The organism is Devosia indica (assembly GCF_003056405.1).
Classification (GTDB): Bacteria; Pseudomonadota; Alphaproteobacteria; order Rhizobiales; family Devosiaceae; genus Devosia; species Devosia indica.
In genome coordinates this window covers 223,038-244,023 of sequence record NZ_PYVZ01000004.1, presented here as the reverse complement: position 1 = coordinate 244,023, position 20,986 = coordinate 223,038, and the positions used below count along the sequence as shown (strand labels likewise).

The 20,986-nt window shown below is 61.8% G+C and carries 23 protein-coding genes; 10 read left to right on the top strand and 13 right to left on the bottom strand.

The window, feature by feature from the left end; all coding sequences use genetic code 11:
- Positions 1-105 precede the first annotated feature (105 nt).
- Genes gatB through DDE76_RS06085 form a run of 4 tightly spaced genes read right to left on the bottom strand, consistent with a single transcriptional unit; the run spans position 106 to position 2,949 of the window.
- Positions 106-1,605 (bottom strand): Asp-tRNA(Asn)/Glu-tRNA(Gln) amidotransferase subunit GatB, encoded by a 1,500-nt coding sequence (gatB, locus tag DDE76_RS06100; RefSeq protein WP_104894328.1) that lies wholly within the window; start codon positions 1,603-1,605, stop codon positions 106-108.
- A 13-nt stretch (positions 1,606-1,618) separates the two neighbouring features.
- Positions 1,619-2,059, bottom strand: a complete 441-nt coding sequence (locus tag DDE76_RS06095; protein WP_104894327.1) for a GNAT family N-acetyltransferase — start codon at positions 2,057-2,059, stop codon at positions 1,619-1,621.
- Between the two features lie 56 nt (positions 2,060-2,115).
- Positions 2,116-2,625 carry a GNAT family N-acetyltransferase gene (locus tag DDE76_RS06090; RefSeq protein ID WP_104894326.1) on the bottom strand — a complete coding sequence of 170 codons (510 nt, stop codon included), beginning with the start codon at positions 2,623-2,625 and terminating at the stop codon, positions 2,116-2,118.
- 9 nt (positions 2,626-2,634) lie between these two features.
- Positions 2,635-2,949: a chorismate mutase gene (locus tag DDE76_RS06085; protein WP_104894325.1), complete on the bottom strand. Its 315-nt coding sequence runs from the start codon at positions 2,947-2,949 to the stop codon at positions 2,635-2,637.
- Positions 2,950-3,208: 259 nt separating this feature from the next.
- On the opposite strand from DDE76_RS06085, the gene DDE76_RS06080 reads away from it, so the two are divergent.
- On the top strand, positions 3,209-3,466 hold the full coding sequence (locus tag DDE76_RS06080) for a YjhX family toxin (RefSeq protein WP_104895037.1): 258 nt from the start codon (positions 3,209-3,211) through the stop codon (positions 3,464-3,466).
- 35 nt (positions 3,467-3,501) lie between these two features.
- On the opposite strand, the gene DDE76_RS06075 is transcribed toward DDE76_RS06080, so the two are convergent.
- The 5 genes from DDE76_RS06075 to DDE76_RS06055 all read right to left on the bottom strand — a co-directional run bounded on the left by DDE76_RS06075 (position 3,502) and on the right by DDE76_RS06055 (position 6,863).
- Positions 3,502-3,819: a hypothetical protein gene (locus tag DDE76_RS06075; protein WP_104894324.1), complete on the bottom strand. Its 318-nt coding sequence runs from the start codon at positions 3,817-3,819 to the stop codon at positions 3,502-3,504.
- A 130-nt stretch (positions 3,820-3,949) separates the two neighbouring features.
- Positions 3,950-5,434 (bottom strand): Asp-tRNA(Asn)/Glu-tRNA(Gln) amidotransferase subunit GatA, encoded by a 1,485-nt coding sequence (gatA, locus tag DDE76_RS06070; protein ID WP_104894323.1) that lies wholly within the window; start codon positions 5,432-5,434, stop codon positions 3,950-3,952.
- A gap of 34 nt (positions 5,435-5,468) precedes the next feature.
- A complete protein-coding gene (locus tag DDE76_RS06065; protein WP_104894322.1) occupies positions 5,469-5,954 on the bottom strand; it encodes a GNAT family N-acetyltransferase in 486 nt (161 codons plus the stop codon).
- The gene (gene gatC / locus DDE76_RS06060; RefSeq protein ID WP_104894321.1) at positions 5,955-6,242 is read right to left on the bottom strand and encodes an Asp-tRNA(Asn)/Glu-tRNA(Gln) amidotransferase subunit GatC; all 288 of its coding nucleotides are present in this window, start codon (positions 6,240-6,242) and stop codon (positions 5,955-5,957) included.
- Between the two features lie 87 nt (positions 6,243-6,329).
- The gene (locus DDE76_RS06055; protein ID WP_104894320.1) at positions 6,330-6,863 is read right to left on the bottom strand and encodes a hypothetical protein; all 534 of its coding nucleotides are present in this window, start codon (positions 6,861-6,863) and stop codon (positions 6,330-6,332) included.
- 53 nt (positions 6,864-6,916) lie between these two features.
- Between DDE76_RS06055 and ruvX the strand changes: the two genes are divergently transcribed.
- A complete protein-coding gene (ruvX, locus tag DDE76_RS06050) occupies positions 6,917-7,390 on the top strand; it encodes a Holliday junction resolvase RuvX (RefSeq protein ID WP_104894319.1) in 474 nt (157 codons plus the stop codon).
- Here the strand turns inward: ruvX and DDE76_RS06045 are convergent.
- The gene (locus tag DDE76_RS06045) at positions 7,387-8,340 is read right to left on the bottom strand and encodes an AraC family transcriptional regulator (RefSeq protein WP_104895036.1); all 954 of its coding nucleotides are present in this window, start codon (positions 8,338-8,340) and stop codon (positions 7,387-7,389) included. The genes ruvX and DDE76_RS06045 overlap by 4 nt on opposite strands.
- Positions 8,341-8,475: 135 nt before the next feature.
- Between DDE76_RS06045 and DDE76_RS06040 the strand changes: the two genes are divergently transcribed.
- The 5 genes from DDE76_RS06040 to DDE76_RS06020 all read left to right on the top strand — a co-directional run bounded on the left by DDE76_RS06040 (position 8,476) and on the right by DDE76_RS06020 (position 13,091).
- A complete protein-coding gene (locus tag DDE76_RS06040) occupies positions 8,476-9,303 on the top strand; it encodes a Rossmann-fold NAD(P)-binding domain-containing protein (RefSeq protein ID WP_104894318.1) in 828 nt (275 codons plus the stop codon).
- A gap of 2 nt (positions 9,304-9,305) precedes the next feature.
- Positions 9,306-9,701 carry a DUF4345 domain-containing protein gene (locus DDE76_RS06035; protein ID WP_157955681.1) on the top strand — a complete coding sequence of 132 codons (396 nt, stop codon included), beginning with the start codon at positions 9,306-9,308 and terminating at the stop codon, positions 9,699-9,701.
- A gap of 77 nt (positions 9,702-9,778) precedes the next feature.
- Positions 9,779-10,753, top strand: a complete 975-nt coding sequence (locus DDE76_RS06030; protein ID WP_104894316.1) for an aspartate carbamoyltransferase catalytic subunit — start codon at positions 9,779-9,781, stop codon at positions 10,751-10,753.
- Positions 10,750-12,048: a dihydroorotase gene (gene pyrC / locus DDE76_RS06025; RefSeq protein ID WP_104894315.1), complete on the top strand. Its 1,299-nt coding sequence runs from the start codon at positions 10,750-10,752 to the stop codon at positions 12,046-12,048. Before DDE76_RS06030 ends, pyrC begins: the two co-directional genes overlap by 4 nt.
- Positions 12,045-13,091 (top strand): dipeptidase, encoded by a 1,047-nt coding sequence (locus DDE76_RS06020; RefSeq protein ID WP_104894314.1) that lies wholly within the window; start codon positions 12,045-12,047, stop codon positions 13,089-13,091. The genes pyrC and DDE76_RS06020 overlap by 4 nt, the downstream gene beginning before the upstream one ends.
- 57 nt (positions 13,092-13,148) lie before the next feature.
- On the opposite strand, the gene topA is transcribed toward DDE76_RS06020, so the two are convergent.
- Both topA and DDE76_RS06010 read right to left on the bottom strand, forming a co-directional pair.
- On the bottom strand, positions 13,149-15,770 hold the full coding sequence (gene topA, locus DDE76_RS06015; protein WP_104895035.1) for a type I DNA topoisomerase: 2,622 nt from the start codon (positions 15,768-15,770) through the stop codon (positions 13,149-13,151).
- A gap of 84 nt (positions 15,771-15,854) precedes the next feature.
- Positions 15,855-16,445 (bottom strand): TetR/AcrR family transcriptional regulator, encoded by a 591-nt coding sequence (locus tag DDE76_RS06010; RefSeq protein ID WP_157955680.1) that lies wholly within the window; start codon positions 16,443-16,445, stop codon positions 15,855-15,857.
- Between the two features lie 87 nt (positions 16,446-16,532).
- Here DDE76_RS06010 and DDE76_RS06005 point away from each other — a divergent pair, with 87 nt between their 5' ends.
- The 3 genes from DDE76_RS06005 to murB all read left to right on the top strand — a co-directional run bounded on the left by DDE76_RS06005 (position 16,533) and on the right by murB (position 19,878).
- On the top strand, positions 16,533-17,570 hold the full coding sequence (locus DDE76_RS06005) for a DUF418 domain-containing protein (protein WP_198650851.1): 1,038 nt from the start codon (positions 16,533-16,535) through the stop codon (positions 17,568-17,570).
- Positions 17,571-17,747: 177 nt separating this feature from the next.
- Positions 17,748-18,773 carry an aldo/keto reductase gene (locus DDE76_RS06000; protein ID WP_104894312.1) on the top strand — a complete coding sequence of 342 codons (1,026 nt, stop codon included), beginning with the start codon at positions 17,748-17,750 and terminating at the stop codon, positions 18,771-18,773.
- Positions 18,774-18,843: 70 nt separating this feature from the next.
- Positions 18,844-19,878, top strand: coding sequence for a UDP-N-acetylmuramate dehydrogenase (gene murB / locus DDE76_RS05995; protein ID WP_198650850.1), 1,035 nt, complete (start codon positions 18,844-18,846; stop codon positions 19,876-19,878).
- Here the strand turns inward: murB and dprA are convergent.
- The gene (dprA, locus tag DDE76_RS05990) at positions 19,875-20,984 is read right to left on the bottom strand and encodes a DNA-processing protein DprA (RefSeq protein WP_104895032.1); all 1,110 of its coding nucleotides are present in this window, start codon (positions 20,982-20,984) and stop codon (positions 19,875-19,877) included. The genes murB and dprA overlap by 4 nt on opposite strands.
- Between the last annotated feature and the right edge of the window lie 2 nt (positions 20,985-20,986).

The following is a 20,986-nucleotide window of genomic DNA, read 5'->3' as shown; positions in this document are numbered from 1 at the left end:
TTGGAAGATCCGACGCCAACACCGCACCCCGAAATATAGAGGCGACAAAAAGCCCGGCCCCGGCAATTGCCGGAACCGGGCCCAGTTGTTCTCAGCTTGTCAGCCTTACTCGATGCCGAGTTTCTGTTTCATCAGCTCGTTGAGGGCTTGCGGGTTGGCCTTGCCGCCTGAAGCCTTCATCGCCTGACCGACGAACCAGCCGATCATAGTCGGCTTGGCCTTAACCTTTTCGACCTGCTCGGGATTGGCGGCGATGATCTCGTCGACGATCTTCTCGATCGCCCCCAGGTCGGTCACCTGCTTGAGCCCGCGGCGCTCGACGATCTCGGCCGGGTCACCCTCGGGTTCCTCGGCAATCAGGATCTGCAACACATCCTTGCCGCCCTTGGAGGAGATGGTGCCGCTGGCAATCAGGTCCACCAGCCCGGCAATTTGCGCCGGCTGCAGATGGGTTTCCCAAATCGCCAGCCCCTGGCTGTTGGCGAAGGCGGCCACGTCCGCGTTGAGAATATTGGCTACGGCCTTGCCGTCACGCTTCTTGCCGCCATGGGCCACACAGGCCTCATAATAGTCGGCCGTCTCGCGATCGAGCGTCAGCACCATGGCGTCATAGGCCGTCACGCCATAATCAGAGATGAAGCGCGCCTGCTTTTCGTCCGGCAGTTCCGGCAGGTGCTGGGCCAGGTCGCTGATAAAGGCATCGTCGAATTCAAGCGGCAGCAGATCAGGATCGGGGAAATAGCGATAGTCATGCGCTTCTTCCTTTGAGCGCATCGACCGGGTTTCGCCCAACTTGGGATCAAACAGGCGGGTTTCCTGGTCGATCTCGCCTCCATCCTCCAGAATATCAATCTGGCGGCGCGCTTCATACTCAATGGCCTGACCGGCGAAGCGGATCGAGTTGACGTTCTTGATTTCGCAGCGCGTTCCAAATTCGCCGCCCGGCCGGCGCACGGAGACATTGACGTCGGCACGCATGGAGCCCTGCTCCATATTGCCGTCGCAGGTGCCCAGATAACGCAGGATAGTGCGCAGCTTGCCCAGATACGCCTTGGCCTCTTCCGAGGAGCGCAGATCGGGCTTGGAGACGATTTCCATTAGCGCCACGCCCGAACGATTGAGATCGACAAAGCTCATATTCGGGTGCTGGTCATGGATCGACTTGCCCGCGTCCTGCTCCAGATGCAGACGCTCGATGCCGATTTCGATCTGTTCGCCATCGACGTCGAGCAAGACCTTGCCCTCGCCAACGATCGGGTCCTTGAACTGGGAAATCTGATAGCCCTGCGGCAAATCGGGATAGAAATAGTTCTTCCGGTCAAACACCGACCGCTTGTTGATCTGGGCTTTCAGACCAAGGCCGGTCCGGACCGCCTGGCGCACGCATTCTTCGTTGATCACGGGCAGCATGCCCGGCATGGCCGCATCGACAAAGCTGACATTGGCATTGGGCGGATTGCCGAAAGCCGTCGACGACCCTGAGAACAGCTTGCTCTCACTGGTCACCTGCGCATGCACTTCCATGCCGATGATGACCTCCCAGTCGCCGGTCGAACCGGAAATCAGGCGTTTCTTGTCGGGGGTGCGGGTATCAACGAGGGTCATGTTTCGGGCAGTCCTATACCGCTTCGCGCAAGAACTTGCGGAAGCGGACCTTGTCCAGTTCATAATTCAGGCTGGCGGAAAACTTCATGCCACGCCAGATGGGTTCATACCCAGAGCGTTCATAAAAGCGCACCGCCCCGGCATTGCCGGCATAGGTTTCGAGCTCAGAAAACTCAAAGCCCTGCTTGGCGATAGCGCCTTCGAGCGCGTCAAGCAAGGCCGCACCAACCCCTTGTCCCTGAGCAATGGGGGCAACCCAGAGATCGGAGACGATATTGTCCATCTCCTCGCGCGCACCCCACCCGAGAATTTCCTGGCCGGTGGCAGCAATAAGCATGGTTTGCGGCTTGTCATGGCAGAACGAGACAAACTCGTCGAGCAGCTTCTGCCTGTCCGCGCGACCGGCATCATCCTGTCCGAAGGCGCTTTGCTCCCAGGCCGCAAAACCTATCATTCCCAAAGATTCGGCGAGATCCGGAGAGGCCGGCCCGATAATAAGGTCAGTCCGTCTCAATCCTCCTCGATCTCCCCGTCATAGGGCTGCAAACGTTTCTCCATATGGACGCTCATGAAGGGGGAATGCCCATCGCGTCCATCAGGCCGCAGGGCCAGGATGCGATAGCCTTGCCGCTCATAAAAGCGCACGGCCCGAACGTGGTCAGCCGGCGTTTCCAGATGCACCCGCTCCGCCCCGTACAATTCGAGCATCATCTCCATGCGGTGGAGCAACACCGACCCTATGCCATGCCCCTGCATTTCGGGCATGACGAACAGGTAGGGGATGTAGCTACGCCCCGGCACGCGGGAGCACCAGCCGACAACGACTGTGTCGATCTCGGCAACAATGCTGTGCCGCCAGCCTTGGGCCACGGCATAGGAAAGTCGGCGTCTCTCCGCATCCTTGAGGCCGGGCCTGTCGGTCAGAATGGGATAAATGCCGTCTTCCCAGGCGCGAAAGGCGATATCGGCCAGGCGTGGGGCATCCGTCATTTCCGCTTTGCGCAACACAATGCCCGTCATCTTCGCCTCCTATTTGGCGCGCTTGCGTGCCGCTATGATGCCCTTCTCGTAATTGATGTTCCAGTTGATCAGGGTCCGCCAGATAAGTTCGGCCTGATCTTCGTCCAGATCAAGGTCCAAACTGAGGCGACGAACCTTGCCGATAACGGCCTCGATGCGCGCCGGGTCAAAGGCCTCATGCGGGTCCGTCTTGATTTCGGCCATGCGCGTGACATAGCCATGCCGCTCCGCGAAAAGATTGAGCAGTGCCTGGTCGATACGATCGATCTCGGCCCGCACATCGTCCTTGGTTTCGCACTCAGCAGGCAGTTTGGCAGCGGTCACGACGGGCTCCCGAAGTTCATGTGGTGTTGCTGGTTTGCACCGCCCGCTGCTGGATTTCAACCCGTCCGGCATCTGCAATATGGCGCAGGTTGCGGTCCTGCAATATTACCGCCAGATGTCTAGCCAGTCTGAGATTGCCTGAGACCCCGTCCTTTCGCGACGGGGCATGAATGAACCGGACGTCGCCGGCCTTCGGGTCAGCGCGGCCAAGTTTGTTCGCGAGCAAGAATGCTCGCTAGTCCAGGCTTCAGACTTCCCAATGGATATTTCACGAGACGAACAGCGCGTGCTGCATGCACTTGCGCAGGGCGGCCATATCGCTGCCATCAAGAACGAACGCGGCAAGATCATCGAATTCGAGTTCTTCAACCGCGACGGCTGGCTGATAAGCGGTTTGACACCGCGCATCTTCAACAAGCTCAAGGCGAAGAAGGCGATCAGATCGCAAGCCGGCCAACCCTACCGGATCACCCGGCGCGGGCTGGAACTGGTGCGCAGCCAGGTGGATAATCGCTAACTAGCATCTCTCCCCGCCGGGGAGAGATGACCATTTCAGTGTCTTGTCACCTCGCTCAGCGCTGCCGCGATATGTTCCCATTCCTGGGAAACGCTCGCGGTAGCCCGGCGCTTGCCGGCGCGGCGATACCAATAATCGGCATTGCCCATATCGGCTTCGATCCAGTGCATCAGCGCATGCACCCAGTCAAAGGCCTGAACGCCTTCCATGGACTGGACAATATTGTGCGCACGCTCCCATTCCGGGCCCACCCGCAACTCGCCCTTCTTGAGCCACCACAGGGCCTGCAGCGGCTTGCTCATATCCTTGGGTGGCTCGGACCAGTCGAGCGAAGTGAAGATATCTATGGCCATTGGCTGGTTTCCTGTTGGCCCTGACGCAGCTAGCGGGTGCGTCTCCACCAGTTTCAATTTGTGCATGAGCGGCAAATAATGCGGAACGGCGGCGCAATCAAGCACCGCCGCTTGCGTAACAGGTAAGCTGCTACCACCACTGCTTGGGCGCAAAGTCCCCGCCGGCGCTTTTTTCGATGACGCGAGCTGCCGCAAACAGCGTCTCTTCGTCGAACGGCTTGCCAATCAGTTGCAGGCCCAGCGGCAGCCCCTGCCCGTCCTTGCCGGCCGGTACCGCAATACCCGGAAGACCGGCCATGTTCACCGTGACGGTGAAAATGTCGTTCAGGTACATCGCGACCGGATCGCTCGCCAAAGCCTCGTCGCCAATGCCGAAGGCCGCCGACGGCGTCGCCGGGGTCAGGATCGCGTCGACGCCAGCATTGAACGCGTCTTCAAAGTCCTTTTTGATCAGCGTCCGGACCTTCTGCGCCTTGACGTAATAGGCATCAAAATAACCGGCAGACAGCACGTATGTACCAATCATGATGCGGCGCTTCACCTCGCGACCGAACCCCTTGGCGCGGGTAAGCTCATACATGTCCGTGATATCTTTCCCAGATACACGCAGCCCGTATTTAACGCCATCATAGCGCGCCAGGTTCGAGGACGCCTCCGCAGGCGCCACGATGTAATAGGCCGGCAGGGCATATTTGGTGTGCGGCAGCGAAATATCCTTGACCGTCGCCCCCTCGGCCTTGAGCCACTCCAGTCCCTCCGCCCAGAGCTTTTCGATTTCCGCCGGCATACCGTCCATGCGGTACTCCTTCGGAACACCGATGGTGAGACCCTTTACCCCGCGCTCAACGGCGGCGGCGAAGTCAGGAACCGGAATGTCCACGCTGGTCGAATCCTTGGCGTCAAATCCCGACATCGAGGTCATCAGGATCGCAGCGTCTTCAACAGTGCGGGCAATCGGGCCGGCCTGATCGAGCGAGGATGCGAACGCCACCGTGCCCCAGCGCGAGCACCGGCCATAGGTCGGCTTTATGCCAACAGTGCCGGTAAAGGCCGCCGGCTGGCGGATCGAGCCGCCTGTGTCTGTTGCCGTCGCTCCGGCGCAGAGCCAGGCCGCAACCGCCGCGGCGGACCCGCCGGACGAGCCGCCCGGCACCAGATTGGCATTGCTGCCCTCTGCGCGGAACGGGCTGATCACGGGACCATAGTATGAAGTCTCGTTGGACGACCCCATGGCGAACTCGTCCATATTGAGCTTGCCCAGCATCACCGCGCCATCGCGCCAGAGATTGGCTGTCACGGTGGATTCATATTCGGGCTTGAAGCCATCCAGGATGTGGCTGGCTGCCTGGGTGTGCACGCCCTTGGTGGCAAACAGGTCCTTGATGCCAAGCGGAATGCCTTCAAGCGCCCCGCCCTGCCCCTGGCTCAGCCTGGTGTCACTGGCCCTGGCCATATCGCGCGCCTGCTCGGGCGTGGTGGCGACATAGGCGTTCAGGCTCGGATTGGCCGCTTCAATGGCGCCGATATAGGCGTCGGTCAGCTCAAGCGCGGTAAAGCTCTTGTCCTTGAGGCCCTTGCGGGCGTCGGCGAGGCTCAGTCGGGTGAGATCAGTCAAAACAATTCTCTCTATTTCGTCTCGGCGAGGGCCATCAGGCCACGCGCGCCGCAGCCGCCAGGTTCAGTTCAAAAAAGGCCGACCATTCGCTGTCGGGATAGTCCAGAAACGGACCGCGCGGGGTAAACCCGTAGCGTGTATAAAGCCGATGTGCCTCGGCCATGCCTTCGCCGGTGCCTGTTTCCAGCATCACGACTGGCAATTTGCGCTCGCGCGCCAGGTCCACGATCCGCTCCAGCAATTGCCGGCCAACGCGCTGCCCGCGCACTTCGGGCAGGGTGAACATGCGCTTGACCTCGCCCAGCTCGGGACCATGCACCTTGAGCGCGCCCATGCCGACCGCCTTGCCTGCCGCATTGCGGGCGACAAACAGCGTGGTGGCGCTGTCAGCCATCTGCTCGACCGTCATCTTGAACTGGAACTCGAGCGGCGAAAGCGGCAACAGGTGATCGTTGAGCTGCGCCACAAGCGCGCGCACATCGTCCTGCAGCGGCGTCTCTATGGCGATCGTGACCGCCATCTATTCCACCACCTTGGGGACCATGAAGAAATTGTCTTCCGTCAGCGGGGCGTTGCCGACGATCTTCTCGGGATAATTGCCATCGGAAACCACGTCCTCCCGGCGGCGCAGGGTCATCGGGGTCACCGAGGTCATGGCCTCTACACCCGCGACATCAACCTCGCCCAGCTGCTCCACGAAACCGAGAATCGCATTCAGCTCGGTCTGATAAGCTGCAACTTCCTCTTCTTCGATACGAATGCGCGCAAGGCGCCCGATACGCTTGACGGTGGCGGCGTCGACAGACATGCAAGAAACTCCGGCAGAAAAGGCGTGTTGCCGCGTTATTAGCAACGCGCCGCAGCAAATGACAATGAAAATGCCTTATGCGCCGGATCAGGCTTCCACAGCCAGCGCCGGTTCAAGCGCAATAAGACTGATGCCGGAGCGTTGCCCGACCAGATATTCGAAGGTCGCTTCGATTTCCCAGCCCTCTCCGGCCAGAGCGACCAGCTTCGGCCGCGCCGCGTCCTGCAGCCTTTCCGTACGTTCCCGCAGGCGCGTTCCTAGCAGGACCACCACGGCTTGCTCGGTCCAACGACCGAACGGCGGCGCATCACGATCGAGCAACAGCATCAGCGGGGCCTCATCGGGGGCATCGACAACAATGCAGCCCTCTCCGGCGCTGTGCGCTTCGACATGACCCTCTGTTCCGTCCAGCGCGTCCAATAACCGGACCGGCTTGCGCGGGGTCCAGATCGACGGTTCAATCGGGGAGAGCCCGCGGCCAAAATCGGGGATCAGCAAATCGGCGCCGCTCGTCAATTCCCGGCTTTCGACACCATCCGGTGCATTGTCCGCATCGATGATCGCGATCTGCCCCCCGATATGAATGCGAAAGGTACTGTTTCCAAACCAGGTGAGCTTCATCGGGCATTTTCCGTCGCCAAGAGAGGCCTGGGAGCCTATAGGACAATCCAGCCCTGTCCAGCGAGCCTCACGTGACCGAAGACAATCCCCTCTCCGCCATTCCTGACCGCGGCAAGATCATGGGTCTTGATCTTGGTACCAAGACCATCGGCGTCGCCATTTCCGACGGCATGCGCTACTCGGCCACCCCGCTCGAAACCATCAAGCGGACAAAGTTTACCCAGGACGCCGAGCGCATTATCGAACTCATCGGGCAGAACCAGGTGGTCGCGGTCATACTGGGCCTCCCTCTCAACATGGATGGCAGCGAGGGGCCGCGCGTGCAATCGACGCGCGCCTTCGCCCGCAATCTGGCGCCCAAAATCAACCTGCCCATTGCCTTCTGGGATGAGCGGCTGTCAACCTCGGCCGTCACGCGGATGATGATCGAAGCCGATCTCCGCCGCGACCGCCGCGCCGAGGTCGTCGACAAGCTCGCAGCCAGCTACATTCTGCAAGGCGCACTGGATCGATTGCGTCCACGCTAACCGGCGCGCCGCAGACTGCCCGGCGATTCTCCGAAAAACTGCTTGAAGGCACGGCCAAACGCAGCCTCTGACTGGTAGCCCGCACTACGCGCGACCTGGCTGACCGCGGCGCGGCTTTCCAACAGGGCCAGTCGGGCCCGGTGCATCCGCCAGTCGGTCAGATAGCGCATCGCCGGCTGCCCGACCATATCGGCAAAGCGGGCCGCAAAGCCCGAGCGCGACATGCCCGCCAGCCGGGCCAGCCCATCCAGCGTCCAGTCGTGCTCCGGTGTGCCATGCATGGCCACAAGCGCCCGTCCCAGCATTGGGTCGCGCAGTGCCGCCAACCAGCCCCGCTGGGCCTCTGCTGCCCCATCCAGCCAGGTTCTGATGGCCTGGATGATCAGAATATCCGCCAGCCGCGTGATAACGGCCTCGCCTCCGGGTTTGAGCGTCGCCGCCTCGTGCGCAATCAGGTCCAGAGTGCTGCGCAGCCAGCCCCCGGCGACATCATTCCAGCGGTCCACCACCAATAGCTCGGGCAGCAACGCAATGAGCCGCCTTGCGGCCACATCATCGAACGAGACCACACCGGTCATGGCGCGGGTAACCGGACCAGGCCCGTCGATCTCCATCATTTCATAGCGTTCGCTGACCTTGCGGGCCGGATAATCGAACAGGGGCTTGGCAACTTGATCTGGCCCGCTGGCCAGATCCACCGCATGCCCACGCGGCAGCACCACCATGCTCCCCTCGCGGATCAGGATGCTCTCCCGGCCGGGCATGCGCAGCCAGCCCTCGCCCGACATGATGACGATGAACAACATCGAATTGTCCATTCTGGGCATCGCCACGCCCCAAGGCGAGCAGAGCTCCGCCCGGCAATAGAGACTACCATTGAGCTTGAGCATATGCAGCACTTCACCCAGCGGGTCGCTGGCATCTGGAGGCTGAAAGTGGACTTCTTGCATATCTTCTCGCTCGGCCTTGTGCGTCCAAACCATCATGTTGGACGAATTGCACATATCATTGGCTAATATGTGATGGAAAGTCCAGGCGCCAACGACAATCTCTCCTCTGCACACAATCGCAACGGGAGAACGTCAATGTCTCAAAATCCAATCCTCATCATCGGCGCCACAGGCAAGGTCGGGCGGCGCGTCGTCGCCAATCTGACAGCGGCCGGACACGCGCCAAACGCCGTGGGCCGGCACAGCCCCCTGCCCTTCGACTGGCAGGATCGCAGCAACTGGGCCGAGCACTTCAGCGGCGTCGAGACTGCCTACGTCTCCTATTACCCGGACCTTGCTGCGCCGCGAGCCGACGAAGACATCACAGCCCTGGTGTCGGTGGCCAAGGCGGCAGGTCTCAAACGCATGGTTCTGCTGTCCGGCCGCGGCGAAAGCGGCGCCGAGCGCTGTGAGAACATTCTTGCCACGAGCGGGCTGGGCTACACCCTGTTGCGCGCGTCCTGGTTTAACCAGAATTTCTCCGAAGGCATGCTGCAGCCAGGGGTCATGGCGGGCCTTGTCGCCTTGCCCGCCGCCATGCGCCTCGAACCCTTCATCGATATCGACGACATTGCCGAAATCGCCGCCAGCGCCCTGCTCGATGATCGGCACAACAACCAGCTCTATGAACTGACCGGGCCGCGCCTGATGACCTTTGCCGATGCGGCATCCGAAATCAGCGCGGCATCAGGACTGGATGTCAGCTATGCCCCGATCTCGCCGGAAGACTTTCATGCCGGTGTGAGCGCCGAGGCCGGTTCGGACGTCGCTGATCTCCTGGTCGCCCTGTGCCAGGAAGTCTTCGACGGCCGCAACGAATCTATTGGTGATGGCGTCATGCGGGCGCTAGGTCGCCCACCACGGGACTTTGCCGAGTTTTGTCGCCAGGCAGCAGCCGGCGGCGCCTGGAAGAAGGCGGCCTGACCATGCCGACCGCACACCGGGTGCTGCTCATTCTTGGCGGCACTCTCGCAACGATCCTGTCCTTGGCCATCCTATTCTCACCCGCTGCATTTTATGCCGGCTACGGAATCGAAGTGGATGGCATGACCAACCTGCTCAATGAGCTCAAGGCACCCGCGCTGGTCATTCTGGCCTTGGGCGCAATACAGGGGCTGGGCGCGCTGCAGATCCGGCATCATCATCTTGGTATCGGCGCAGGCATTCTGCTCTACATGGGGTTCGGGCTTTCAAGGCTCGTGGCCATGATGACAGACGGTCCACCGGCACATGCCCTGATCGCAGTCACGGCAAGCGAGCTGGTGATTGGGCTCTTGTTTGTGTTCGCCTATTGGCGGCTCAAGAGGTCGAAAGCAGGATAATTGCGCGAAACGGCATGGGTGGGGTTGCCCCACCCTGCCCCCTCGGCTAGACCGCAGCAAATCGCAAGGGATGCGACATGCCGCAGCACAGCCCCGCCGCCAGCCGGTCTTCTGGCGACTTCCCCCCGTTCCAGCAGCGCCATCTGATTTCCATTGCTGATCTGAAACAGCACGAAATCGTCGATCTGCTCGACCGGTCCGAACGGATGATCGACATTTCCCGCCAGGAGCGCAAATCGCTCCCGACCCTTGCGGGAAAAACCCAGATCAATCTCTTCTTCGAGCCCTCGACGCGGACGCAGTCCTCCTTCGAGATTGCCGGCAAGCGCCTCGGCGCTCTGGTGGTCAACATGTCGGTTAAGACCTCATCGGTCTCCAAGGGCGAAACGCTGATCGACACGGCCGCCACGCTCAATGCCATGCGCCCAGACGTGCTGGTGGTGCGCCATTCGGCCGCCGGCGCCGTGGAGCTGCTCAGCCAGAAGGTCGGCTGTTCGGTGGTCAACGCAGGCGACGGCGCACACGAACACCCCACACAGGCCCTGCTCGACGCCCTTACTATCCGTAACCACAAGGGAACGCTTGCGGGCCTGACCGTGGCCATTTGCGGAGACATCGCCAATTCGCGCGTCGCCCGCTCGAACCTGCTCCTGCTCGGCGCCCTGCATGTCCGCACCCGCGTCATCGCCCCGCGCACCTTGCTTCCAGCCGGCATCGAACACCTGGCAACCGAAGTCTTCACAGACATGGAAGAGGGTCTCAAAGGCGTCGACGTGGTGATGATGCTGCGCCTGCAGCATGAGCGGGCCAATGGCAAGATGATCCCCTCGGTGCGCGAATACTACCGCTTCTATGGACTGGACGAAGCCAAGCTGGCATTCGCCAAGCCTGACGCCATCGTCATGCATCCCGGGCCGATGAACCGCGGGGTCGAGATCGATCCGGCCATTGCCGACAGCGCGCGGGCGGTAATCACCGATCAGGTCGAAATGGGCGTTGCGGTCCGCATGGCCGTGCTCGATGCCCTGCTGCCGGCGAGGAACCAACCATGACGCGCCCCCTCATCATCGACAATGCCCGTATCGTCGATCCGGCCTCGGGGGCTGACCAGCTCGGGGCGGTGCTGATCGAAGACGGCCGCATCAGCGACCTCGCCACCGGCGGACCCGTTGGCGTGCCCGATGGCGCCGAGGTACTGGACGCCGGTGGGCTGGTGCTGGCCCCCGGCCTGATCGACATGCGCGTCTATGTCGGGGAACCCGGCAAGGAATATCGCGAAACCCTCGCCTCTGCCGGCGCTGCAGCGGTCGCCGGGGGTGTCACAAGTTTCGTGATGATGCCCGATACCACGCCCGCCGTGGATGACGGCGCCTTGGTCGACTTTCTCATCCGCCGCGCCCAGGCCCAATCACCGGCGCGCATCCTGCCCGCCGCAGCCATCACCAAAGGGCTCCTGGGCAAGGAAATAACCGAGTTCGGCCTGCTCAAGGATGCCGGGGCGGTCTGCCTGACCGATGGCGCCCAGTCCATCCAGTCGTCCTCACTGCTCCGCAGCGCCATGGGCTACGCCGCTAATTTCGACATGCCCTTCGTGCATCATCTCGCCGACGCCGAACTGGTGGGTGATGGCGTTATGAATGAGGGCCTGTTCGCTACGGTCCTGGGGTTAAGGGGCATCCCGCGCGAAGCCGAGACAATCCCGCTCTCGCGTGACCTGCAACTGGCTGCATTGACAGGGGTACGCTATCACGCGGCCCAGATTTCAACCGCCGGATCGGCCGAGCTGCTCCAGACTGCCAAGACCCGCAACGACAAGGTTACCGCTGGTATCTCGATCAATCATCTGTGCCTGAACGAGAACGACATCGGCCGCTACCGCACCTATTTCAAGCTGACCCCGCCCCTGCGCAGCGAGGATGACCGGCAGGCCATGATCGAGGCGTTGCGCAACGGCACCATCGACACCATCCACTCGGACCACGACCCCCAGGACACCGAAGTCAAGCGCCAGCCCTTCGCCGAAGCCTCCAATGGTGCAATCGGGCTCGAGACCTTGCTGTCTGCTGCTCTGCGGCTGGTCCACTCCGGTGATGTCGAGCTGATGACCATTTTGCGCGCCATGACCTGCCGTCCTGCTGAAATCCTTGGTCTCGACGCCGGACGCATTGCTCGGGGTCTCCCGGCCGATCTGATCCTGATCGATCTCGACTACCCCTGGCAGGTCACCGAGAAAAGCTTCCGCTCGCGCTCGCGCAATACCAGCTTCGAGGATGCCCGCATGCAGGGCAAGATCATGCGCACCATGGTCGGGGGCGAGAGCGTGTTCGTGCATGAGGGCGCAGCGTGACCATTCCCTTTTTTGACGGTCACAACGATACCCTGCTGCGCCTGTTCGATCATGCCCGCACCGACAAGCTGGACATGTTCATCCAGGGGGTCCAGGAGGGGCATATCGACCTGCCCCGCGCCCAGGCAGCCGGCATGGCCGGCGGCTTCTTCGCCATGTTTCCCCCGCCACTCAAGGCCCATATCGCCCAGATTGCCGCCGCGCCGGACTACGCCAAGGGCGAATTGCCCCCGCAACTCGACCTCGCCGACGCCCAGCAATCCACCTTCGGCATGGCCGCATTGCTCTTCCAGCTCGAGCGCGCCGGCGCGCTGAAAGTCTGCCGCACGGTCGCCGATCTGCGCGCCGCAATGGCGCAGGGCAAGCTGGCAGCCATCTTCCACATCGAAGGCGCCGAGGCCATCGACACCAATTTCCGCGCCTTTGAGGTCCTCCATGGCGCAGGTCTGCGGTCCATCGGCATCACCTGGAGCCGCGCCAATGCCTTTGGCACCGGCGTCCCATTCCGCCACAATGCCGATCCCGATATCGGTCCTGGACTGAGCGATGCGGGCAAGGAGCTGGTGCGCCTGTGCGATCAGCGTGGCGTCCTCATTGACCTCAGTCACCTCAACGCCGCCGGTTTTCGCGATGTCGCGGCCATCTCAACCAAGCCGCTCGTGGCTACGCACTCCAATGTCCACGCCATCTGTCCATGCACACGCAATCTGACCGATTGGCAGCTTGCCGCGATCCGCGAGAGCGGCGGGCTCGTGGGCCTCAATTTCGCCACCGGCTTCTTGCGGCCCGATGGGCGCTTCCTGCAGGACACGCCCATCGACCTCATGGTTCGCCACGTCGATGCCCTGGTCGAGGCCTTGGGCGAAGACGGGGTTGCACTGGGGAGCGACTTTGATGGCGCTATGATGCCCGCCGAAATCGGCGACGTCACCGGCGTCCCCAAGCTGCTCCAGGCCTTGCTCGATAAAGGCTATGGCGAGAAGCTGGTCCGCAAGATCGCCCTGGAGAACTGGCTGGGTGTGCTCAAGCGCACCATTGGCTGAGCACCTGCAGCGTCACCCCCGGGCGAGCGAGAGCGACACTGCCAGGCTGTTGAGCCCTCAGAACGGTACGTCTTCAGACTTCGCGATCTTCTTTGCGGCAGGCTTCTTTGCCGCGGATTTCTTGGCCGGGGCCTTTTTCGCCGCTGGCTTCTTGGCGGCCGCCTTCTTGGCAGGCGTTCGCTTCTTGCCGCCAGTCGCCTCGGCACGCGCAGCAATCAATGCGATGGCCTGCTCCACCGTGACGTCTTCAGGCTTGAGGTCCTTGGGCAGTGTCGCGTTGATCTTGCCCTGATTGACATAGGGCCCATAGCGACCTGCCCGCACAGTGATCGGCCCACCATCATGCTCGAAGGTCTGGATAGCTGCAACAGCCGCGCCGCGCCCGCCGCGTCCGCCACTGGCCGCCTTCTGGGCGATCAGGTCGACGGCGCGATTGAGTCCAACGGTAAACACCTCTTCCACATCTGGAAGATTGGCATACTTGCCATCATGCAGCAGGAACGGTCCATAACGACCAAGGCCCGCCGAAATGGGCAGACCCGTCTCAGGATGCAGACCAACCTCGCGCGGCAGGGCAAGCAATTGCAGCGCCTTCTCCAGCGTCATACTGGCAGCATCCCACCCCTTGGGCAGTGAGGAACGCTTGGGCTCCTTGCCATCACCCAATTGCACATAGGGACCAAAACGGCCGGACTTGAGGAACACTTCCTCGCCGCTTTCCGGGTCTGTACCCAGCACACCGTCGCCAGCAACCGCCTCGGAAGACTGGCCGGTGGCCGCGTCCGAAAGCTGCATGGTGTGCTTGCAGTCCGGGTAGTTTGAGCAGCCAATAAAGGCGCCGAACTTGCCAAGCTTCAGTGACAACGTGCCAGTACCGCAAGTGGGACATTTGCGCGGGTCCGAACCATCGTCCTTGGCCGGGAAGATGTGATCCGCCAGCATGTCATTGAGCGCGTCCAGCACTTCGGACACGCGCAGATCCTTGATCTCCTCGGTCGCAACCGTGAAGTCCTTCCAGAAATCACGCAGCAACACCTTGTAGTCGAGCTCGCCGGCTGAGACCTGATCGAGCTGTTCCTCAAGATGAGCCGTAAAATCGTACTCGACGTAGCGGGAAAAGAAGCTTTCAAGGAACGAAGTCACGATGCGTCCGCGATCCTCGGGGTGCAGCGCCTTGCCCTCGAGCTTGACGTAGTCGCGATCCTTGAGCGTGGTCAGGGTCGCCGCATAGGTAGAGGGCCGGCCAATGCCCAGCTCCTCCATCTTTTTAATCAGGCTCGCTTCGGTGTAACGCGCTGGCGGCTGGGTGAAATGCTGCTCGATTTCGACCTTTTTCAGTTCAGGCTTGTCGCCGACCGCCAGGGGCGGCAATTCGCGGCCTTCCTCATCACCGTCGCTGTCATTGTCGGTCTTGGCCTCCACCCCGTAAAGGGTCAGAAAGCCTGGGAATTTGACGACAGAACCGGTCGCACGCAGAGTCACGGCCCGGCCCGGCACATTGACGGCGATATCCACCGAGGTGCGGTCGATTTCCGCCGACGCCATCTGGCTGGCAAGCGTACGCTTCCAGATCAAGCCGTAGAGCTTGGCCTGATCGGCGTCGAGATTAAGGCTCTCGGGCCGCTTGAACATGTCTGTGGGGCGGATGGCTTCGTGCGCTTCCTGCGCATTCTTGGCCTTGGACTGATAGATGCGGGCCTTTTCAGGCAAATATTCCGGCCCGAAGTACTTTCCGATCACCGAGCGCGCCATGGCAATGCCCTCGGGCGCCATCTGCACCGCATCGGTACGCATATAGGTGATCAGCCCGTCCTCGTAGAGGCGCTGGGCAATCTGCATTGTCCGGTTCGGCGACAGGCCGAGCCGCGAAGACGCGTCCTGCTGCAGGCTCGAGGTGGTGAACGGTGCATAGGGATTGCGCTTGGTCGGCTTCTTCTCGACATTGGCCACATTGAACTGGCCGGCCTCGATCAGCGTCTTGAGCGCGGCGGCATCGTCGCCTGTCTTGACGTCGAGCTTGTCGGTCTTTTTGCCGTCAACCGCGAACAGCCGCGCCAGGAAATTCTTGCCACCCTGTGCCAGATGCGCCTCGACTGACCAATATTCATCCGCCTTGAACTTCTCGATCTCTCGCTCGCGGTCCGAAACCAGCCGCAACGCAACCGACTGCACGCGCCCGGCCGAACGCGACCCCGGCAGCTTGCGCCAGAGGATCGGCGACAGCGTGAAACCAACCAGGTAATCGAGGGCACGGCGCGCCAAATAGGCGTCAACCAGAGGCATATCGATGTCACGGGGCGCGGCCATCGCGGCGGTAACGGCGTCCTTGGTGATCGCGTTGAACACCACACGCTGCACCGGCGTGTCCTTCTTGAGCGCCTTTTTGGCGCGCAGGACGTCCAGAATGTGCCAGGAAATGGCCTCGCCTTCGCGATCCGGGTCAGTCGCTAGGATCAGCCCGTCGGCTCCCTTGAGCGCCGAGGCGATGTCGGCGATGCGCTTCTTTGCCGCCGTGTCAACGACCCACGACATGGCAAAATCCTCGTCCGGTCGCACCGAACCGTCCTTCGCCGGCAGGTCACGGATATGGCCGAAGCTGGCCAGGACCTCGTAGTCCTTGCCCAAATATTTGTTGATTGTCTTGGCTTTAGCCGGACTTTCAACGACGACGACCTTCATGGAATAGCTTTCCGCAACTGCCAACTCAAAGAGCGCGCAACATGGTGAAGGCGGATGCCGGTGTCAACGGGCACGCTGAGAAGGCTAGTCGGTGATGGCAGCCCCACTGACCGCGGCCAGGGCGAAATGCTGCAGTGTCGACATCTCCGTCTCGTTTGGCTTTCTACCCTCGATGACCATGCGGATCGCCTGCCCCTCCATGGTGTCAAGCAGCAGACGGGCCACCTCTTCCTGCGCCGCAAGACCATCGGCGCTTTGCCTGAACTCTCCCACCAGGGCTGCCAGCGCTTCCACCAGCTTCTGCCGATTGCCCAGGAACAGCGCCGCCATCTTCGGTTCCCGAGCAGCAGCGGCAACAATCTCGAGGCTCAGCAACGCATTGTCCGCTTGGCCGGAATAGGCAGCGTAGTCTGCAACAAAGCGCTCCAACCGTAGAGTGGGGTCGCCTTCACCGCGCAACTGGCTGACAAACACCGCCAGCTCTTCAGCCTCGAGGCCGGCGATAGTGGCCAGGATCTCTTCCTTGCCGGCAAAGTGATTGTAAACATTTCCCAAGCTGACCCGAGCCTGGGCCGCAACATCGCGCATGCCTGTCTGGTGGTAGCCTTGCTTGATGAAGCAGTGGACCGCTGCTTCCAAAATCTGTAGCCGCCGTTCGGCCGTTCCTTTTCTCATCTTCCGCCTCTTGCCCGATCGCCAAACACTGCTACAAGAAAACTGAACGAACGTTCGTTCTGATTCTAGCATAATGGAGGTCGACCCGTGGTTCAATCATCCTTGTCCAGTCCATCGGCGCGTTTGCACGGTCTCGATCTGGCACGCTATCTCGCGCTGGCCGGCATGGTCGCAGTCAATTTTCGCCTGGCCCTTGGCGTAGAAGAAGGTCCATCCCTGCTCAACCAACTCGTCGGGCTACTTGAGGGCCGCGCCGCCGCAACCTTTGTGGTACTCGCGGGGCTCGGGTTCACCCTTGCCTTCGCAGGTCGGCAACACCCGACCGCCGCGATATTGAAGCGCGCCACTTTCCTCTTCATCCTGGGCCTGATCAACCTGTTGATTTTCGAGGCCGACATCCTGCATTTCTACGCGGCCTACTTTCTGCTCGGCGCTGTGGTTCTGCGGCTCCCGCTGTTTTGGCTGCCAGTCATAGTCATAGCGCTGCCGCTGGAATTTATCGGGCTTACAGTTCTTTTTGACTATGACACGGGCTGGGACTGGACCAGTCTTGCCTATACCGATCTCTGGACCGTGCCGGGATTCCTGCGCAATCTGATGTTCAATGGCTGGCACCCGGTCGTGCCTTGGTTCGCCTTCTTCGCCTGCGGCATGGCCATCGCAAAACTTCCACTTCGGGAACGGCGCACCCAGGCCGCACTGGTATTTTGCGGTCTGGCTCTGCTTGCTGCCTCTGTCGGTTTCTCACAACTGACCAGCACATTTCTCGGACCATTGAGCGGCCTGAAACCTGTTCCCCCCGGACCGTTTTTCGTCATGGGCGGCTGCGGCACCGCCATGGCTGTCATCGGCCTCTGCCTGCTCGCATTCGAAAGCCGATTGCTGAGCAAGTCGTTCAGCGTCCTGCTTCCGGCAGGCCGGCAGACACTGACTCTCTACATTGCCCATATTCTCCTCGGCATGGGTACGCTCGAGGCCATGGGCCTGTTGGGGGCGGGCACGATCGAATCTGCGCTGCTGGCGACCCTGGCGTTCATGTTGATCGCAACAGTCTTCTCATGGCTCTGGTCGCGGCACTTTACGGCCGGCCCGCTCGAAGCACTCATGCGCAAACTGGCCGGCTGACCCCGGACGGGCAAAAAGGACCTCAGTGCCCGCAAGGGCTTGCCCTCCTCCGCATACGCATGCACACTTGTCTGGGCGCGTTCTGCGCTCAGCACCACACCATCAGCACTGCCAAGAACCGCCAAGGCTTCCGCCGGCGAGGGTGCTGTGCCGACATCGTACAAGGAGGAGCAGACAATGGACTATCGCAAGCTTGGAAATAGTGGGGCCGTCGTCTCTCATCTTTGCCTCGGCACCATGACCTTTGGCGCTGAATCCGACGAAGCCACGGCCCATGCGCTGATGGACCGCTATGTCGAGGCCGGCGGCAATTTCCTCGATACTGCCGATGTCTATTCGGCCGGCACCTCGGAGGAAATCGTTGGGCGCTGGCTCAAGACGAAAAAACTCCGGGACCTGGTCATCGCGACCAAGGGCCGCTTCCCCATGGGCGATGGCCCCAACCATATCGGGCTGTCGCGCAAGCACCTGTCCGAGGCCCTTGAAGCCTCGCTGCGTCGGCTCGGGGTCGAGCAGATCGACCTCTACCAGATGCACGCCTGGGACGCCCTGACGCCGATCGAGGAGACCCTGCGCTTTCTCGACGACGCCACCAGCGCGGGCAAGATCGCCTATTACGGCTTTTCGAACTTCCTTGGCTGGCAGCTCACCAAGGCCGTCTGGATCGCCAAACTGCAGGGCCTTGCGCCACCCGTGACCCTCCAGCCGCAATACAATCTGCTCGTTCGCGACATCGAGCACGAAATTGTCCCGGCCTGCCGGGACGCCAATATGGGGCTGCTACCCTGGTCGCCCCTCGGCGGCGGCTGGCTCTCGGGCAAGTACAAGCGCGACCAGATGCCAACGGGCGTCAGCCGGCTGGGTGAAAACCCCAAGCGGGGCATGGAGGCCTATGAGGCCCGCAATGCGCAATCGCGCACCTGGGAGATCATCGGGGCCGTCGAAGATATCGCCAAGGCCCGCGGTGTTAGTATGGCGCAGGTTGCCCTGGCCTGGACGGCCGCACAGCCTGCGGTGACCTCGGTGATCCTGGGTGTCCGCACCGAGCAGCAGCTTAACGACAATCTGGGTGCCGCAGACCTGGTCCTGACGGCAGAGGAAGTGGATCGACTGAACGCCGCCAGCAAGCCTGACATGGCCGACTACCCTTACGGTGTCGGAGGTGTCAATCAGCGCCACCGCAAGATCGAAGGTGGCCGCTGATCCACTCAATACGGCCCCGCGCATCCATGCCGGGGCTGCATTCTCTCTTGCTTGAGGGACAGCAAAAGTGATGTCTATGCGGCCAATGACCGACATCGCTGCCGCCCTGATTCCCGACTTTGACCTGACCGCCCACAACACCCTGGCGCTGCGGGCCCGCTCGCGCTTCGGGGTGAAGATTGATCAGCACGATCTATTGCCGGCCCTCTTCGACCATGCCGCCGCGCGAAACCTGCCAGTGCGCATCCTTGGCGGTGGCAGCAATGTCGTGCTGGCGCCCGAATTCGATGGAATCACGGCCATGCTTACGCTGCGTGGCCGATCGATCATCGATCAGACCAGCGAAGATACCCTGATCGAAGCCGCCGCAGGCGAAACCTGGCACGATTTCGTGAGCTGGACGGTGGACCAGGGCCTGGGTGGCCTGGAGAACCTGGCGCTTATTCCAGGCACGGTCGGTGCCGCACCGGTGCAGAATATTGGCGCCTATGGGGCCGAACTGGCCGATATCTTCCACTCACTGACCGCCTATGACCGGGCTTCTGGTGCCACGTTGACATTTGGCAAGGGCGAGTGCGCTTTCGGCTATCGCGACAGCATGTTCAAACATCATCCGAACCGATACGTCGTTCTTGCCGTCCGCTTCACGCTACCCGCGACCTGGACACCCAATCTGGGGTTCGCCGGCCTGTCTGATCTTGCCGGTTCGGCGGAAATCGGCCCTCGAGCGGTGATGGATCGCGTTATCGCACTACGCACCAGCAAGCTCCCCGATTGGCGAGAAACGCCCAATGCCGGTTCCTTCTTCCAGAACCCGATTGTCACGGCGACTGAAGCCGACCCGGTCCTAAGTGAATTTCCATCCGCACCCTGCTATCCGCAGCCTGATGGTAAGGCAAAACTCTCGGCCGGCTGGCTGATCGAGAAATCCGGTCTCAAGGGATACCGCCTGGGCCCGGCGGGCATCTCCGAGCGCCACGCGCTGGTTCTCGTCAATCATGGCGGCGCACAGCAGGCAGACATTGCCGCCCTTGCCAGCCACATCAAGCAAACCGTTCAGTCCCGCTTCGGCATTTCGCTGCACGAAGAACCCATCTTTCTCTAGCTGTAGCGCAGCGCCACCAATTGCCCGCTGGACCACTCGATCTGTCCACCAATATCGAGTTCGAGCAGCAGGATCTGCATGGCCTGCGGCGCGATACCGGTCTGGGCAATCAGCTCGTCGACGTCCACCGGCGTCGTGCTCAGCGCCTGCAGTAGTTTGCTCCGGTCATCCGGCGCCGGCTCACTCTGCTCGGTGGCTTCGTCCGGTCGCCATTCCGGCTCGAACAGGGCGTGGCGGGCCGGGTCGGCACTGCTCACCACCTCGATGATGTCTGCTGCGCTGGTGACAAGTCGCGCGCCCTGCTGGATCAGTAGGTTACCACCCTCGGCCCGAGGGTCCAGCGGCGAACCGGGCACCGCAAAGACATCGCGATTCTGTTCGAGGGCCAGCCGGGCGGTAATCAGCGAGCCCGAGCGCTTGGCCGCCTCGACCACCACCACGCCAAGCGATAACCCCGAAACCAGACGGTTACGTCTCGGGAAGTCACGCGATCGTGGCTCCCAGCCCAGCGGCATTTCTGTCAGCAAGGCTCCGCCATTGTCGAGAATGTCGTGCGCAAGCGGAATGTTCTCCTCGGGATAGATGCGATCAAAGCCCCCTGCGAGCACGGCAATGGTGCCGGTTTCAAGACTGGCCCGATGCGCGGCGGTATCGATCCCCCGCGCCAGACCGGAAACAACGCAATAGCCGCTCGCACCGAGATCGCCCGCCAGCTTGCGGGTCATTTTCACCCCTGCACTTGACGCGTTCCGCGCCCCGACAATGCCCACCGTGCGGTGCCAATCGAGCCGCTCGCCCCCGGCAAGGGTCAACAATGGCGGGGCGCCTGAGATCTGCAGCAAATGTTCCGGATATCCCGGCTCGCCCTGAGCCACAAGGCGGGCACCATAGCGGTCGAGTCCCGCAATCTCGTCTTCGGCCCGCGCAGGACTGATCGCCTGCATCGGCCGTCCTGCCTTGGCGCTGATATCGGGAAGGGCCTCCAGCGCCGCCTCCGCGGAGCCGAACCGGTTGAGTAACTGCCGGAAGGTCACCGGCCCGACATTTTCGGTGCGGATCAACCGCAGCCAGGCGATACGTTGGGCGGGCGTCAACTCTCTGGTCATCC

Bases quoted from the DNA above. Each gene is read 5' to 3' on its own strand.
- gatB (WP_104894328.1), bottom strand. From the start codon at position 1,605: ATGACCCTCGTTGATACCCGCACCCCCGACAAGAAACGCCTGATTTCC.
- DDE76_RS06095 (WP_104894327.1), bottom strand. From the start codon at position 2,059: ATGATAGGTTTTGCGGCCTGGGAGCAAAGCGCCTTCGGACAGGATGAT.
- DDE76_RS06090 (WP_104894326.1), bottom strand. From the start codon at position 2,625: ATGACGGGCATTGTGTTGCGCAAAGCGGAAATGACGGATGCCCCACGC.
- DDE76_RS06080 (WP_104895037.1), top strand. From the start codon at position 3,209: ATGGATATTTCACGAGACGAACAGCGCGTGCTGCATGCACTTGCGCAG.
- DDE76_RS06075 (WP_104894324.1), bottom strand. From the start codon at position 3,819: ATGGCCATAGATATCTTCACTTCGCTCGACTGGTCCGAGCCACCCAAG.
- DDE76_RS06065 (WP_104894322.1), bottom strand. From the start codon at position 5,954: ATGGCGGTCACGATCGCCATAGAGACGCCGCTGCAGGACGATGTGCGC.
- gatC (WP_104894321.1), bottom strand. From the start codon at position 6,242: ATGTCTGTCGACGCCGCCACCGTCAAGCGTATCGGGCGCCTTGCGCGC.
- DDE76_RS06055 (WP_104894320.1), bottom strand. From the start codon at position 6,863: ATGAAGCTCACCTGGTTTGGAAACAGTACCTTTCGCATTCATATCGGG.
- DDE76_RS06045 (WP_104895036.1), bottom strand. From the start codon at position 8,340: ATGCAAGAAGTCCACTTTCAGCCTCCAGATGCCAGCGACCCGCTGGGT.
- DDE76_RS06040 (WP_104894318.1), top strand. From the start codon at position 8,476: ATGTCTCAAAATCCAATCCTCATCATCGGCGCCACAGGCAAGGTCGGG.
- DDE76_RS06035 (WP_157955681.1), top strand. From the start codon at position 9,306: ATGCCGACCGCACACCGGGTGCTGCTCATTCTTGGCGGCACTCTCGCA.
- DDE76_RS06030 (WP_104894316.1), top strand. From the start codon at position 9,779: ATGCCGCAGCACAGCCCCGCCGCCAGCCGGTCTTCTGGCGACTTCCCC.
- pyrC (WP_104894315.1), top strand. From the start codon at position 10,750: ATGACGCGCCCCCTCATCATCGACAATGCCCGTATCGTCGATCCGGCC.
- topA (WP_104895035.1), bottom strand. From the start codon at position 15,770: ATGAAGGTCGTCGTCGTTGAAAGTCCGGCTAAAGCCAAGACAATCAAC.
- DDE76_RS06010 (WP_157955680.1), bottom strand. From the start codon at position 16,445: ATGAGAAAAGGAACGGCCGAACGGCGGCTACAGATTTTGGAAGCAGCG.
- DDE76_RS06000 (WP_104894312.1), top strand. From the start codon at position 17,748: ATGGACTATCGCAAGCTTGGAAATAGTGGGGCCGTCGTCTCTCATCTT.
- murB (WP_198650850.1), top strand. From the start codon at position 18,844: ATGTCTATGCGGCCAATGACCGACATCGCTGCCGCCCTGATTCCCGAC.
- dprA (WP_104895032.1), bottom strand. From the start codon at position 20,984: ATGACCAGAGAGTTGACGCCCGCCCAACGTATCGCCTGGCTGCGGTTG.